Raw genomic sequence first — 14,248 nt, 5'->3', positions numbered from 1 at the left:
AACTTTTGGGATAACTGTATCCAATTCTTTTGTATTTACCATCGGTTCTCATTGGTTGAAGATCGTTTCCACCACTTCGAAGTAAATAAGCTTTATCAAATAAGAAACCATCTTTGCTTAAAGTAATAACTAATGGAGACCGATTTTTATTGCCGGAGGGATTGTTTACCATAAACGCCATTCCGTTGGGAAAATTCCCAGCACTTTGTTTAGCTCTTGAATCTGGAGTGTCTATTAGTGTTGGAGTCGTCCAAGTTAATCCATTATCGTGACTTATTGATGCGAGCTTTTTAAAAGTTCCATTTTGGTCTCTAAAAATCATTATGATAGCGCCATCATTTCGATAAAACCAACTCGGTTCGAGTTCTCTGCTGATTGAAGTTTCTTTTGAGGGAAGATTTTTCATTTTACCTTGTCTCCATCCTGTAATGCCTAATGGATCATCGGTATAAAATGGTTTTGCAATAAGTCCTGGCTGCATGTGAAATGCGGTTATAATTCTGCCATTCGGCAAACGATGAAGATCTTGCTCAATAACTCCTAAAATAGGCTTGCCATCACTATTTTTTACCGGTTTTGGAGCTTCCCAATTTATCCCGTCTATTGATGTAATGTATTCTGTATATCCTTCTTTTGGTGCATTCTTTTTATTTGACCAAACATTTAAGTACGCAATAAGTGTGTTGCCATCGCTCCACCATCCGCCACTTGTTTTCAAATTTTGTGATTCTATTGTTATTAAAGGAATTGGTTTTTTCCAATTTTTGCCGTCAATACTTCTGCTATAAAAAACTTGAGTATCTGCTCCATCTTCATCAATCGATGAACTTTGCCATTGTGCATACAGTATTCCTCTAAAAGCAAATAAAACAACTCCGTGATTGTATTTGTTTTCATTCTCTTTGGGTGAAAATATGGTGAATGTTTCTGCTCCTTTGACAAAAGAAAGGCCTAAAGTTTCGGGTTGCTGAAAATCAAATAGAGAATTTACTTTAAAAGCGGTTTCTGTTTTTTGAGCCAACAGAATGATGTTAGAAAAAAGGATGATGAGCAACGTTATTTTTTTATGAATTTTCATCGTAGTAATTTGAGTAAAGTTATCAATTTTGATAGTTATGAAAAGCGAAAAATTTAAAATTGATTTCCTTAAATTATAAAAAATCTCCATGAAAAAACTACAGACAAATCTAATGCATATTCTTGGCTAATTTTAGGCTTGTGCTCAGGGGATTAGTTAAGAAAACCCGATATAGTTTTATATGTTGTGCAATATTTTGAAGTATCAATGCCATTTAATGTATTCTGAAAGTGAAGTGAAAGGGAAAATCCTTAATAAATTTTAAGGATCTAAGATAAGGATTTTGCTTTACTTCGTAATTCTAAATGGAATAGTTTTTAAACATATAAATCCATAATAATCTCGATAATCGAATGTTGAAAGATGCCATTAATACAATGACTGCAGCGATAATGCCAATAATTCTCAAGTCAAATGTTTCTGCGAAAAATTGATGTGCTATTAAATAAGTTGCAATTCCCTGCGCTACCGTTAATCCATAATTTACATACATGGCACCAAAGAAATACCCAGGTTCTTTTTCAAATTTGAATTGACAATGTGGACAATATTGATTCATTTTTGGGAATCCAATATTTAAGAAGATATTTTTCTCATTAAAAACTTTTCCTTCAAGACAATGAGGGCAATCATTATTTAGGATATGAACAAGTGTATGTGACATTTTTATTTTTTTATCAAAGGTATTTTGTATTCGGGTGATGGATGTTTTATATATTCGCTAATTATAGCACAAAAAAGACATTTGGTAATTATGAAAAATTATCCCGTTTATTCTATTCAACGATTCGGCTGCAATGCGGTGAATAATGATTTTTATATCAATACATTTGAAAATCATTTGGTTAATCACAGTTTTGTTGAAGAACCACACAGGCACAATTCATACGTGTTAGCTCTTTTTACAAATGGAAAAGGAACACATGATATCGATTTTAATACTTTCCAGATTCAGCCTGGAAGTATGTTTTTTATGCAACCGGGACAAATTCATCACTGGGATTTGTCTGATGATATTGATGGTTTTGTGGTTTTTTATTCGCAGGAAATGTATAATCTTTATTTTCGTCAAAAGACAATTGATGCATACCCTTTTTATCACTCATTAGGTAATTATCCAGAAATAATTTTGGATGTTAAAGAAATCAAGAATTTTGAATCTTATTTCTATAATATGCTAGAAGAATATCAGGAAAATAAAATGATGAAACAGGACAAGATCATCAATATATTAGATAGTATACATATCGAAATTACCCGAAAATATAACGAAAGTCATACGGTAGAAACTCATTCTTATAATGCTAAAATTAGAGATTTCAAGGTGCTGTTGGAGAAATGGTTTTTAAAAGAAAAAACACCTTCATTTTATGCTTCGAAACTTCACATTACTTTAAAACATTTGAACAGAATTTGCAATGAAATTTTAAAGAAAACCACGACTCAGGTCATAACAGACCGAATTATTCTGGAAGCTAAGAGAATGTTAATGGACAAAAAAATAACAGTCAACGAAATTGCTTCAGCATTGGGTTTTGATGATTATTCTTATTTTGTGAGGATATTTAAGAAACATGCCGGAATGACTCCGACAGTTTTTCGGGCTTCAAAAAAAGTTGTGAAAAAATGCTTTTAAATAATTTCAAAAGAAAAATTAGCCATAATTATTATTCTTTATGGATTAAGGTTAAGAAATCTCATAAAAAAGCCTCAAAAACTTGAGGCTGATTTTGAACTATTTTTACAATATTATTTGTGTATCTTATTAGTAGTGATAATATTAGGTTTAGTTTGTGGTTTCATATCTGTCCCTAAATAAAAGCTTGGATGCGGTGGCTGATTATAAGCTGAATTCTGCCAAGCAATTGCTACCCGGTATTGAGTATCGTGCATTAGAGTGTATAGCTTGTGTGTGTAGTCGGGATATTGGTAGTGTAAATCCGAATAGCTGTATTGTCTGATTTTCGGAAAATCACTTCTTCGCGCCAGTCACCAAACAGGTCAGCACTTAGGCATGGAGTTGCTTTGGTTCCATTATTTGAGCTGTAATTTGTAGCGGTAAGCAAATTAATACCTGTAGCATTGGCATAATCCCATTTGTCAATACGGTTTGAATTTAATAACTCTCGGCTTAAATCATCATCCCACCAGATGGAGAAATTCATTGATGGTTTTGCAGTTCCAATTTGGTTTCCTTTACAGTCGTATAGATTTCCAGTAGCGCCCCAACATTCATAGCCTTTGTAGCGAGGGTCAATGTCAGCGGCATTACCACGGCCAATGTCTATTCCATTTCCTTCAACACCCCATAATGGTTCGCCGGTTTTGGCATCTCTGAATTCTAGCCCATAATTTTTATATTGTTTTGCATTTTCGTGGCATTGCCATATTTCTTGTCCTGGACGATCAGGATCCATGTCGGTCATGTGCAGTGAATCGCCATGTCCTAGTCCGTTTGCATATAATAATTTACCATTATCATCGATTGCACTTGATCCGTTAATAATTTCGTCTTTTCCATCTCGATCAACATCGCCCACTGTCATTTGGTGATTTCCTTGTCCAAAGGCAGTTGCACTTTTTGAATCGTTGCTGTCAAAAATCCATCGGTTAGTGAGTTTGTTATTTCGCCAATCCCAGGCTACACGCACCAATCTAGTGTAATAACCACGTCCCATTACCAAACTTGGTTTTGCCCCATCAAGATAAGCTATAGCTGCAATAAACCGGTCTACGCGATTTCCGTAGCCATCGCCCCAATCTGTGACTTTTCCACGCGTGGGAAGATAATCGGTAGAAGCCATTGCTTTACCTGTTTGCCCATTAAATATCGTTAAAAATTCAGGGCCTGATAAAATATATCCGTTTGCTTCTCTATAATCTGCAGTTGCTGATCCGATAACGACTCCTGTTCCATCGATAGTTCCGTCGGCAGTTTTACAGGCAATTTCGGCTTTCCCATCAGAGTCTAAATCATATACCATAAACTGAGTATAATGAGCACCAGCACGAATATTTTTTCCTAAATCTATTCTCCAAAGCTTGGTGCCGTCAAGGCGATAGCAATCAATAAACACATTGCCAGTATAGCCTCGATGCGAGTTATCATGTGCATTGGAAGGATCCCATTTGACTATTATTTCGTATCGGCCATCACCATCCACATCGCCAACACTTGAATCGCCAACATTGTATGTGTAATTAAGTCCGTCTGGAGTTGTTCCTCCGTTTGGTATTTGCATTGGAATATCGAGATATTGGTCTGCCCAGACTGTAGCTGTTTCTGAAACAGATTGTTCCTTTCCGTTAATAATAGCGCGGATTGTATAACTCTCGTTTGTAGTTATGTTATGTGTGTAGTTGGTTGTCTTTTCAATCGGGCTGTCTTCGATTTTTTTTCCATTGCAATACAAGTTATAACTTACGTTTGTTGGCTCGGTTCCTAACATTCTCCAACTAAGATAAACCTGATTAGGGTTAAGACGCATGGCAACTAACCCACGATTGAGGTCTTCGACTGTTCGTTGTGCAAATAGTTGGGTAGCTATTCCGAATAAAAAAAGGAACAAAAAGGTTAGTGTTTTAGAAGTGTTGTTTCTTTGTTTGAAAGAGGTTTTTGTGGTTTTTTGTTCCATAGATAATAGGTTAGTTAGTTATCATTTGTTAAAATTAAGTTTAAAAAATAATTAGACTATCCTGTACTATCCTATGTCTTAGCTTTTTGTAATTATATAAAAAAGCCCCAAGAAAAAATCTTGAGGCTCAATTTCTAAAATTATTTGAAAAAAAATTATGCAGTCACTTCAGAAAACGAAACTGCTTCTTTAATTCTTTTTAATGCTTCTTTTAAGATGTCTTCGCTTGTTGCGTAAGAGAAACGAATACAGTTTGGATTTCCAAAAGCATCACCTGTTACAGTTGCAACATTAGCTTCTGCCAAAAGGTACATAGAGAAATCATTCGCATCTTTAATTTCAGTTCCTTTCAATGTTTTTCCGAAGAAAGAAGAAACGTCTGGAAAAACATAGAAAGCACCTTCTGGAACGTTGATTTTCATTCCTGGGATTTCTTTGATTAATCCAACTACTAAATCTCTACGGCTGTGGAAAGCTTGAACCATGTGATTCAATACACTCGGGTCAGCGTCTACAGCGGTAATAGTAGCGCGTTGTGCAATACTGTTTGCTCCAGAGGTTACTTGACCTTGAATTTTTGTACATGCTTTTGCGATAAATTCTGGTGCTCCAATGTATCCAATTCTGTATCCTGTCATAGCGAATGCTTTTGCAACACCATTGACAGTAATCGTTTTTTCTAACATTCCCGGAATAGAACCGATGCTGCAGAAAGTTCCTGAAAAGTTGATATGCTCATAGATTTCGTCAGCAACAACATAGATATTTGGGTGTTTTTCCAATACTTTTGCCAAAGCAGTCAATTCTTCTCTGCTGTAAACAGAACCTGAAGGATTACAAGGTGAAGAGAACCACATCATTTTTGTTTTTGGTGTGATAGCAGCTTCCAATTGTTCTGGAGTAATTTTAAAATCAGTATCTACAGAAGTTGGAACTTCTACAGGAACTCCTCCTGATAATTTTACAATTTCGAAATAGGAAACCCAATATGGCGCTGGCAAAATTACTTCGTCACCGTCGTTCAACATTACTTGTGCAATGTTGTATAATGATTGTTTTGCTCCTGTCGAAACTACGATTTGTGATGGTTTGTATTCTAATCCGTTGTCTCTTTTGAATTTTCTGCAAATAGCTTCCTTTAAATCTTGGTAACCATCTACTGGAGAATAAGTGCTATAATTGTCATCAATAGCTTTTTTTGCAGCTTCTTTAATGAAATCTGGAGTATTAAAATCTGGTTCCCCTAAGCTTAAACTGATAATGTCTTTTCCTTGTGCTTTTAATTCTCTTGCCAATGCAGCCATCGCTAATGTTTGAGAGGTAGCTAAATTGTTAATTCTGTCTGAAAGTGGATTGCTCATTAAAATGTAAATTTTAAGTTTTTAGTTAATTTATTACAAAGCTGGCTTTAATCCCAGCGTTTTCAAATGTTTAAAATGTGCAACAATAGCTGCTGACATTGTTTTGTATTCGTAATATGGCAATTGACATTCTTTTGCCGTTTCTTTTACAATTTTTGCAATTTTTCCATAGTGTACGTGACTAATATGAGGAAAAATATGATGTTCGATTTGGTGATTTAATCCACCAGTGTACCAGTTTATGATTTTGTTTTTTGGCGCAAAATTTACAGTAGTAAATAATTGGTGAATTGCCCAAGTGTTTTCCATTTCGCCTGTTTCGTTTGGTTGAGGGTTAGCAGCTTCATCAACTACGTGCGCTAATTGAAATACAATACTTAAGATTAATCCCGCAGTATAATGCATTACAAAAAATCCAAGTAAGACTTTCCACCAAGTGATTCCGATAACCATTGGTAAAACAATCCAGATGGCCATATAGATAATTTTCGTAATAATCAATGTTGTCCAAAGTATTTTAGGACTTTTAGGCTCACCGTAAGATAATTTTCTTTTCAGGTAACGACTCATTTGCATAAAATCGGTAGTAATCGCCCAGTTGAAAGTTAATAAACCGTATAAAAATACTGCGTAATATTGTTGGAATCTATGGAATTTGTGCCATTGAGCTTCTTTAGAAAAACGCAAAATTCTGCCAGCTTCTAAGTCTTCATCATGACCAATTATATTGGTATAAGTATGGTGTAAAACGTTATGTTGTACTTGCCAGTTATGAACATTTCCAGCCAAAACATAAATTGTTCCTCCCATGAATTTATTTACCCAGCTTTTTGTTGAATAAGAGCCATGATTGGCATCGTGCATTACATTCATTCCGATTCCTGCCATTCCAAATCCCATGACAATTGCTAATAGTAAATGAACCCAGAAAGGCATTCCTAATGTAAGAATCAAAAAGTAAGGCACAAGAAAAACTGTAAACAGAATTACTGTCTTTAAATGGATTTTCCAGTTTCCTGTTTTTTCGATGTTGTTTTCTTTGAAATAGCTGTTAACACGGGAATTAAGAGTTCTGAAAAACTTTAAATTGTCTTGCTTAGCAAATGTTGGAGCGGTATTGATCATGTGTATTTTTAAATATCTGCAAAGGTATGTATTATAAATTTTGAAGTTACAATATTGAGTTAAATATTTATAATCTAAAAGCACTACTTTTGTTAAAAATTTAAAAGATGGATGAGATTCTAAAGTATTTTCCTAAACTTACTGATATTCAGATAGAACAGTTTCGAAAATTGGATTTTTTGTACCACGATTGGAATGAAAAAATCAACGTTATTTCCCGAAAAGATATTGACTCTTTGTACACCAAACACATATTGCATTCGTTGGCTATCGCCAAAGTAAATAAGTTTGAACCCGGAACGTATGTCTTGGATGTTGGAACCGGTGGAGGTTTTCCAGGAATTCCTCTGGCGATTCTTTTCCCGGAAACGCGTTTTTATTTGATTGATGTTATTGCCAAAAAAATAAAGGTTGTTCAAGCTGTTGCCGAAGCTTTGGAATTAAAAAATGTGAAAGCGGAACAAATTCGTGCCGAAAATGTAAAAGGTGATTTCGATTTTATTGTAAGCCGCGCCGTTACCAATATGCCTGATTTTGTTTCTTGGGTAAAAACCAAAATCAAGAAACAACACAAACACGAACTGAAAAATGGTATTCTGTATCTAAAAGGTGGAGATCTTACAGAAGAATTAAAAGATTTCCCAAAGGCAACAGAATATAATATCGCTGATTTCTTTGAAGATGAATTTTTCGAAACCAAGAAAGTGGTGCATTTGCCTTTGAAGTTTGTTGTGTGAGAAGTTTAAAAGTTTAAGGGTTTAAAAATTTAATTTTGAATCATATAGATTTTAAAACCTTTCGAATCTAAAAAAAACAAGCCCTCAAATTTGCATTGAAATTTGAGGGCTTTTATTTATCTAAAATCTGCAGTCTAAAATCTTAAGTCCACAGTCTAAAATCTATTCTCCTAAAAATGGATATCTATAATCAGTTGGAGTTACAAAAGTTTCTTTGATTGTTCTTGGAGAAACCCAACGCAATAAATTCAATGCAGAACCTGCTTTGTCATTAGTCCCTGAAGCTCTAGCTCCACCAAATGGTTGCATTCCTACAACAGCACCAGTTGGTTTGTCATTAATGTAGAAGTTTCCGGCAGCGTTTTGTAAAGCAATAGTTGCTTCTTCGATAGCGTAACGGTCTTGGCTGAAAACAGCTCCAGTTAATGCATACTCAGAAGTCGTATCTACTAATTTCAATGTTTCTGCCCATTTAGCATCTTCGTAAACATAAATTGTAATTACTGGTCCGAATAATTCGGTTTCCATTGTAGCGTATTTTGGATTTGTAGTTACAATAACCGTTGGTTCAATAAAGTATCCAACAGATTTATCGTAGTTTCCGCCAATTATAATTTCGGCATCAGCATCTTTTTTAGCTTGGCCGATATAGCTAGCCAATTTATCAAAAGAACCTTCGTGAATCACAGCTGTAATAAAGTTTCCAAAATCTTCTGGAGAACCCATTTTCATTGATTTTACATCGGCAATTAATTGCTCTTTAACTGCAGGCCATAAACTTTGCGGAATATAAGCTCTTGAAGCTGCGGAACATTTTTGACCTTGAAATTCAAATGCACCACGTGTGATTCCAGTAGTCACTTGTTTTGGATTGGCGCTTGGATGAGCAATGATAAAATCTTTACCACCAGTTTCTCCAACAATTCTTGGGTATGTTTTGTAATTGTGAATATTCGCTCCAATTTTTGCCCAAATATCTTTGAATACATGAGTTGAACCGGTAAAATGAACGCCAGCAAAATCACGACTTGCCAAAACTGTATCTGTAATCATTAAGGCATCTCCGAAAACAACATTGATAACTCCGTCTGGAACACCAGCTTCTTTGAATACATCAATAATAATTTTAGCAGAGAATACTTGGCTATCACTCGGTTTCCAAATTACAACATTCCCCATCATGGCAGCACTTGCCGGTAAATTAGCGGCAATCGCTGTAAAGTTGAAAGGTGTAATTGCATAAACAAAACCTTCAAGAGGTCTATATTCTAAACGGTTCCAAACACCTGAATCTGATTTTGGCTGATCATTGTAAATTTGAGTCATAAATTCTACATTGTAACGTAGAAAGTCGATTAATTCGCAAGAAGCGTCAATTTCTGCTTGGTGAATATTCTTGGATTGCGCAATCATTGTTGCGGCATTTATTTTTGCTCTGTAAGGACCTGCAATTAGTTCGGCTGCTTTTAAGAAAATTGCTGCTCTTTGTTCCCATGCCATGTTTGCCCATGCTGTTCTTGCTTCTAGAGCATTGGCGATAGCTTTTTCTATATGTGCTTTTTCTGCTAAATGATACGTTCCAACTACATGTTTATGATCATGTGGAGCGGTCATGTTTCTGGTGTTTCCAGTTCTAATTTCTTCGTTTCCAATGTATAATGGAACGTCAATTTTAGAATTCCACATGGTTTTATAAGCTGACAAAACAGCTTCTTTTTCTGGTGAATTAGGGGCATATCCTTTTACAGGTTCATTTACCGCTTTAGGTACATTGAAAAATCCTTTTAGCATGTCTTTTTTATTAAATATTGAACATTTAAATAATTTGATGCAAAAGTACAAAGGAATGATTAAAATTATGCTAAAAAAGTCATAATTAAAGTCAATTTTAATTTAATGCAAAAGGTGCGCACATTCTAAAAGTAGGAACAATTACTCTGAATGATTTTGTAGTGGTGAAGTTAATCATGTTAAAATATCCTTTCATTGCTCCATAGGGGGAGGAAAGTAAACAGCCGGAACTGTACGTGTGTTGTTCGCCTGGTTTTAGAACAGGTTTTTTACCAATAACGCCTTCTCCATCAACATATTCTAAATCATTTAACGAATCGAAGATCTCCCAATGACGGGAAACTAATTGAACTGAATCTTTGCTGTGATTTTCGATAGTAATTTCATAACTAAAGGCAAAGTGTATTTTGTAGTTTTTGAAGTAAGTTCCTTCAAAACTAGTCAATACTGAAATTTTAATACCTCTTGTTATTTGTGAAACCATGTTAATGAGCTAATTAAGGGCTGCTTGTGGGCAAATCTACAAAAAAAATGATTTATTTATGTTAAAAATTTCAAAGTTTTCTAATTTGTTATATTTAAAGAATTTGCATTTCCTTTACCAATAACGCGTACATATCGGTCCATATTTCCTTTGTAATAAACCAATACAGTATAATCATTTTCAGTTTGATAGAAATTTCCATCAATTGCGTTCTCCTGATCGATAATTCCTTTGTTATTCACCGTGACATATTGATAATTAGTAAATCCTTGCTTGATTAAAATTGCCTTTTCATAAAGACCAGTTTTGGTATTAAAATCCATTTTGTTTTCGGGAGTCATAGCATAGTTATTAAACATTCCCACGACATAGATGGATGAACTTGGATTAGCCAAAGGAGCAGACAGCGTAAAATATACCCACGAATAATCGGATTCAATTTTATTGTTTTCAGCATCTAATTTTCGTTCACTGAAATTTCCATTTAAATCGGAATAGTTAGAATAAGGAAAACTTGCTTTAGCATTATTAGCATACAAATGTGTATTGTAAATTTGATTATCAGAATTAACATAACTCACATAATTATTGGCATTTTTGATATCTTTTGTATCAAAATTCAGAAATTCATTCCCTGCCCAAAATTGAGTTTCCATATCATATTTGTAAACATAAACGTTTCCCAGGTTGTATTGAGGAACAATGTTTTTGATAGCCGTATTAAAATTGCCGTTTTGGAGCAAAACCACTTTTAAATTCTGAGTTGGATTTTGCAAAAGCAATTGTTCTGCATTAATTTCGAAATCCAGATTATGTTTAGAATAAATGTTTTTTACGGTTCGCGGTCTTCTTATTTTCAAAGGAACTGCTACCATATTTTCATACAAAACAAAATACCTTTTCAAAACCACTTCTTTATCAGAATTTAAAATAGTCAGAACATAATTTCCGCTAATTTTTATTTTAGTATAATCATTTGGAATCGATAGTTGATAATGCGTAAAACCCTGTAAAGTATTGAACGAGTTTACATATTGCTGAACTTTTTGGCTGTCAAAACCATCAAGATATTCGTTTTTCGGAATGTCGGTCGGCACCCAATTGTAGTCGCAATGTGTGATTTCGTAATAATAATCGGCTTCATTTGCATATAAATCATCAAACTGAAAACCAAAACTTTCTCCCAATCTAAAAATCGGCACCACATTTTGATTGTTCTGAATAAAGGAAGCTGTTTTGATATTATAAGGAGGAGCAATTTCCGTTTGAACTTGTGCATTAACACTTAGACAAAAAAAAGAAACTAATACTACAAAGGCTGTTTTCATTATCGACTGAAATTCATAAGTTGTAAATATACAAATTAACGGAAATTAGTATCATAATATTTGATTAGCCTGATGGGACATAATTTTTATTTGGGCGTGACCCTCCCGAAAAAGGTTGGGTCGGGCTTTTCGTTCCCGCTTTTTTATATTTATCAAAGAAAAATTGATAAATATAAAAAGAGCTCCACTGCAATCCCTCACGCGTAATGAGAAACTTTAGGTCAATAAAAACTCCAAATTTTCTTCAATATCATCTCCAATATAATTTTCTTCCAAAAGAGAATCTGCCAATAGTTTTTTATTTTCCTGTAAGCGAATAATTTTTTCTTCCACCGTATTTTTGGTAATAAAACGAATCACATTGACTTTATTCATTTGCCCAATTCTATGTGCACGGCCGATTCCTTGTTTCTCCGCAAATGGATTCCACCACGGGTCAAGAAACACAACATATGAAGCTTTAGTAATATTAAGCCCAACACCGCCGGCTTTCAAAGAGATAAAAAACAGTAACGGTTTTTCCTGATTTTGAAAACGATTCACCTGATATTCCCTTTCTTTTAAATCGGTTTCTCCTGTGAGTTCGCAGAAATCGATTTTGTTTTCTTTGCACCAATTTTTATAAAAATTCAAGTTAGAAACAAACGAACTGAAAACAATAGTTTTTTGATTCGACTGAACCAAAGTCTCCAAATACTGAGTGACCGCGAGATATTTTCCCGATTCCATTTCAGATTTGGAATCAATCATTTTCGGGTGATTACTCAATTGTCTCAAACGCATCAATGTGTTGATAATGCTGATTTTATCAACTATATTTCCATCAGTTTTCAAAAGCGAATTGCGAGCTTTTGATTTTTCTTCTTCGTATAATTTTTCCTGTTCAGTTTCCATTTCACAATAGAAAATCTGTTCGGATAGTTCAGGCAAATCTTTCAAAACCTGTTCTTTGGTTCGTCGCAAAATAAAAGGACTAATCAGGTTTTTTAACTCCAAAAGGCAGTTCTCGTCTTGCTTTTTCTCAATTGGAACTTTGTAATTTTCAACAAAAAAAGAATGACTTCCCAAAATATCAGGATTGATAAACTCCATTTGCGACCACAAATCATCTAATGAATTCTCTATCGGAGTTCCGCTTAACGATATTTTATGACTTGCTTTAATTTGATTAATAGCCTTAAAAATTTTAGAGTTTTTGTTTTTGATGTACTGACTTTCGTCCAAAATTAAATACCTGAAATTGTATTTTTCCAAAATTGAAATATCTCTCGAAACCACAGCGTAACTGGTAAAAATCAAGTCATACTTTTCTAGCTTTTTAGACAGTATTTTTCGGTCGTTGCCAACGTATTGGACTCTTCTGAAATGAGGAGTGAATTTTCGAGCCTCATTGTACCAGTTAAAAACCAACGAAGAAGGTAATACAATTAAGGCTTTTAAATATTCTTTTGGCATTTGAATTTCATTGCCAAACAAATCCAATTGAACATTTTCTGCTTTTTCAAAATCCAATTGTTCTTGTACGGCAACCAATGTGGTTAAAGTCTGCAGCGTTTTTCCCAATCCCATATCGTCGGCAAGACAAGCACCCAAACCGTTGTTATAATGTTCCAACAACCATTCAACACCTTGAATTTGGTATGGTCTCAAAGTTGCTTTGACCAATGGTGACGGTTTGTATTCTATTGCAGTCGATGGAGTTGCGCTATTTTTGAATTCTGAAATATTTTCCAAAACTGCAAAATTACTTTTAAGTAAAGTCAGATTTCCGTTTTGAACTTTCGCCAATTTTGCCAAAGGCCCATACAATGTCATCCATTCTAACGGAATCAAAAAGTAACTTCCATCGGGTAAAAGAAATAATCGGTTTCTGTTTTTGATGTTTTCAATAATTTCACTGAAACTAAATTCAAAAGCATTACAAACCACAATCATTTTAATATCAAACCAATCGCTTTTTAATTCATTCGCAAACTGAATTGTAACTTTATTAGTATTGATTTTTTTACTGTCAATTTTTAAATCATGTATCGAGAAACCTAATGATTCTACTGATTCTTGATTTTCTATAATCCACTGAATATTGTTATATGGATCTTGTTTTTCTGTCTTTGGCGAAAGCCCAAAAAAACCATTTTCGTTTTTGGACAAACCTATTTTTTCTAATTTTTCTGCAAATGAAGATTCCGCTTTACTGCGTTTGTATTGGATCAATTTGATGTTGTCCAAATCACTCAAATCGATAGAAGAATGCGTGTTTTTTAAAGAATTAGCATCAAAAGCATATCCGTTATAATCGAATCTTAGATTGAAATAATAACAGTTTTTGAAAAAATCATGTGCTAATTGAAGTGAACACGAAGTGATTTTGTTTCTTAGTTCAACTTCAAATCCGGTAGCTTTGATATCCGCTTTTTTGGCTACATCTTTTATGAATTTTTCAAAATATTCAGGAACCAATTTTGAAGGAATTTCAACGGTTTTCTTCTTCAAAAAAGGAACAATTTTTTTGGTATTGATATCTTTCAGCTGGTACAATTTATGATGCGCAACCAACCAACCCGGCTCGTCTAAAAGAAGCGTAATCGCCGTGTTTGATGGATGAAATTCAGTAGTCTCGTCCTTTAAAAGAAGCGTGTATGAAATTCCGTTTTCGTGTTTATCAAATTCTAAACTGGTTTCTAATGCTGGATTTTTAGAAGAAATTCG

The 14,248-nt window shown here is 34.2% G+C and carries 12 protein-coding genes; 2 read left to right on the top strand and 10 right to left on the bottom strand.

The features are described from left to right. Together VLC96_RS08685 and VLC96_RS08680 are read right to left on the bottom strand one after the other, a co-directional pair. The coding region (locus VLC96_RS08685) for a sialidase family protein (protein WP_325262168.1) at positions 1–1,078 on the bottom strand (1,078 nt) is incomplete at its 3' end. Positions 1,079–1,379: 301 nt separating this feature from the next. Then, positions 1,380–1,742, bottom strand: coding sequence for a DUF983 domain-containing protein (locus VLC96_RS08680; RefSeq protein WP_325262167.1), 363 nt, complete (start codon positions 1,740–1,742; stop codon positions 1,380–1,382). A gap of 90 nt (positions 1,743–1,832) precedes the next feature. Here VLC96_RS08680 and VLC96_RS08675 point away from each other — a divergent pair, with 90 nt between their 5' ends. Continuing rightward, positions 1,833–2,714 (top strand): AraC family transcriptional regulator, encoded by an 882-nt coding sequence (locus VLC96_RS08675; protein ID WP_325262165.1) that lies wholly within the window; start codon positions 1,833–1,835, stop codon positions 2,712–2,714. A gap of 113 nt (positions 2,715–2,827) precedes the next feature. Here the strand turns inward: VLC96_RS08675 and VLC96_RS08670 are convergent, their stop codons facing one another. The 4 genes from VLC96_RS08670 to VLC96_RS08655 all read right to left on the bottom strand — a co-directional run bounded on the left by VLC96_RS08670 (position 2,828) and on the right by VLC96_RS08655 (position 7,199). Beyond that, a complete protein-coding gene (locus tag VLC96_RS08670) occupies positions 2,828–2,971 on the bottom strand; it encodes a rhamnogalacturonan lyase family protein (protein WP_325262164.1) in 144 nt (47 codons plus the stop codon). Then, entirely contained in the window at positions 2,971–4,713 is a 1,743-nt protein-coding gene (locus VLC96_RS08665; protein ID WP_325262159.1) for a rhamnogalacturonan lyase, read from the bottom strand. Before VLC96_RS08665 ends, VLC96_RS08670 begins: the two co-directional genes overlap by 1 nt. Before the next feature lie 155 nt (positions 4,714–4,868). Then, positions 4,869–6,074 (bottom strand): pyridoxal phosphate-dependent aminotransferase, encoded by a 1,206-nt coding sequence (locus tag VLC96_RS08660; protein ID WP_325262158.1) that lies wholly within the window; start codon positions 6,072–6,074, stop codon positions 4,869–4,871. A 33-nt stretch (positions 6,075–6,107) separates the two neighbouring features. Then, positions 6,108–7,199 (bottom strand): fatty acid desaturase family protein, encoded by a 1,092-nt coding sequence (locus VLC96_RS08655; RefSeq protein WP_325262156.1) that lies wholly within the window; start codon positions 7,197–7,199, stop codon positions 6,108–6,110. Positions 7,200–7,306: 107 nt separating this feature from the next. Between VLC96_RS08655 and rsmG the strand changes: the two genes are divergently transcribed. Next, entirely contained in the window at positions 7,307–7,936 is a 630-nt protein-coding gene (gene rsmG / locus VLC96_RS08650; protein ID WP_325262154.1) for a 16S rRNA (guanine(527)-N(7))-methyltransferase RsmG, read from the top strand. Positions 7,937–8,098: 162 nt separating this feature from the next. Here the strand turns inward: rsmG and pruA are convergent, their stop codons facing one another. From pruA to VLC96_RS08630, 4 genes are all read right to left on the bottom strand, one after another. Beyond that, positions 8,099–9,727, bottom strand: a complete 1,629-nt coding sequence (gene pruA, locus VLC96_RS08645) for an L-glutamate gamma-semialdehyde dehydrogenase (RefSeq protein ID WP_325262153.1) — start codon at positions 9,725–9,727, stop codon at positions 8,099–8,101. Between the two features lie 97 nt (positions 9,728–9,824). Next, positions 9,825–10,211 carry a Co2+/Mg2+ efflux protein ApaG gene (gene apaG / locus VLC96_RS08640; RefSeq protein WP_325262151.1) on the bottom strand — a complete coding sequence of 129 codons (387 nt, stop codon included), beginning with the start codon at positions 10,209–10,211 and terminating at the stop codon, positions 9,825–9,827. Between the two features lie 80 nt (positions 10,212–10,291). Next, positions 10,292–11,539, bottom strand: coding sequence for a type IX secretion system plug protein (locus tag VLC96_RS08635; protein ID WP_325262150.1), 1,248 nt, complete (start codon positions 11,537–11,539; stop codon positions 10,292–10,294). A gap of 216 nt (positions 11,540–11,755) precedes the next feature. Then, on the bottom strand, positions 11,756–14,248 hold a 2,493-nt coding region (locus VLC96_RS08630; RefSeq protein ID WP_325262148.1), incomplete at its 5' end, for a DEAD/DEAH box helicase.

The organism is Flavobacterium sp., assembly GCF_035456085.1.
Classification (GTDB): domain Bacteria; phylum Bacteroidota; class Bacteroidia; order Flavobacteriales; family Flavobacteriaceae; genus Flavobacterium.
Note: the sequence above shows the minus strand (reverse complement) of the source record. Positions and strands in the feature narration are given on the sequence as shown.

Coding starts and splice junctions, on each gene's coding strand:
- VLC96_RS08680 (WP_325262167.1), bottom strand. CDS start 1,742: ATGTCACATACACTTGTTCATATCCTAAATAATGATTGCCCTCATTGT.
- VLC96_RS08675 (WP_325262165.1), top strand. CDS start 1,833: ATGAAAAATTATCCCGTTTATTCTATTCAACGATTCGGCTGCAATGCG.
- VLC96_RS08670 (WP_325262164.1), bottom strand. CDS start 2,971: ATGCACGATACTCAATACCGGGTAGCAATTGCTTGGCAGAATTCAGCT.
- VLC96_RS08665 (WP_325262159.1), bottom strand. CDS start 4,713: ATGGAACAAAAAACCACAAAAACCTCTTTCAAACAAAGAAACAACACT.
- VLC96_RS08660 (WP_325262158.1), bottom strand. CDS start 6,074: ATGAGCAATCCACTTTCAGACAGAATTAACAATTTAGCTACCTCTCAA.
- VLC96_RS08655 (WP_325262156.1), bottom strand. CDS start 7,199: ATGATCAATACCGCTCCAACATTTGCTAAGCAAGACAATTTAAAGTTT.
- rsmG (WP_325262154.1), top strand. CDS start 7,307: ATGGATGAGATTCTAAAGTATTTTCCTAAACTTACTGATATTCAGATA.
- pruA (WP_325262153.1), bottom strand. CDS start 9,727: ATGCTAAAAGGATTTTTCAATGTACCTAAAGCGGTAAATGAACCTGTA.
- apaG (WP_325262151.1), bottom strand. CDS start 10,211: ATGGTTTCACAAATAACAAGAGGTATTAAAATTTCAGTATTGACTAGT.
- VLC96_RS08635 (WP_325262150.1), bottom strand. CDS start 11,539: ATGAAAACAGCCTTTGTAGTATTAGTTTCTTTTTTTTGTCTAAGTGTT.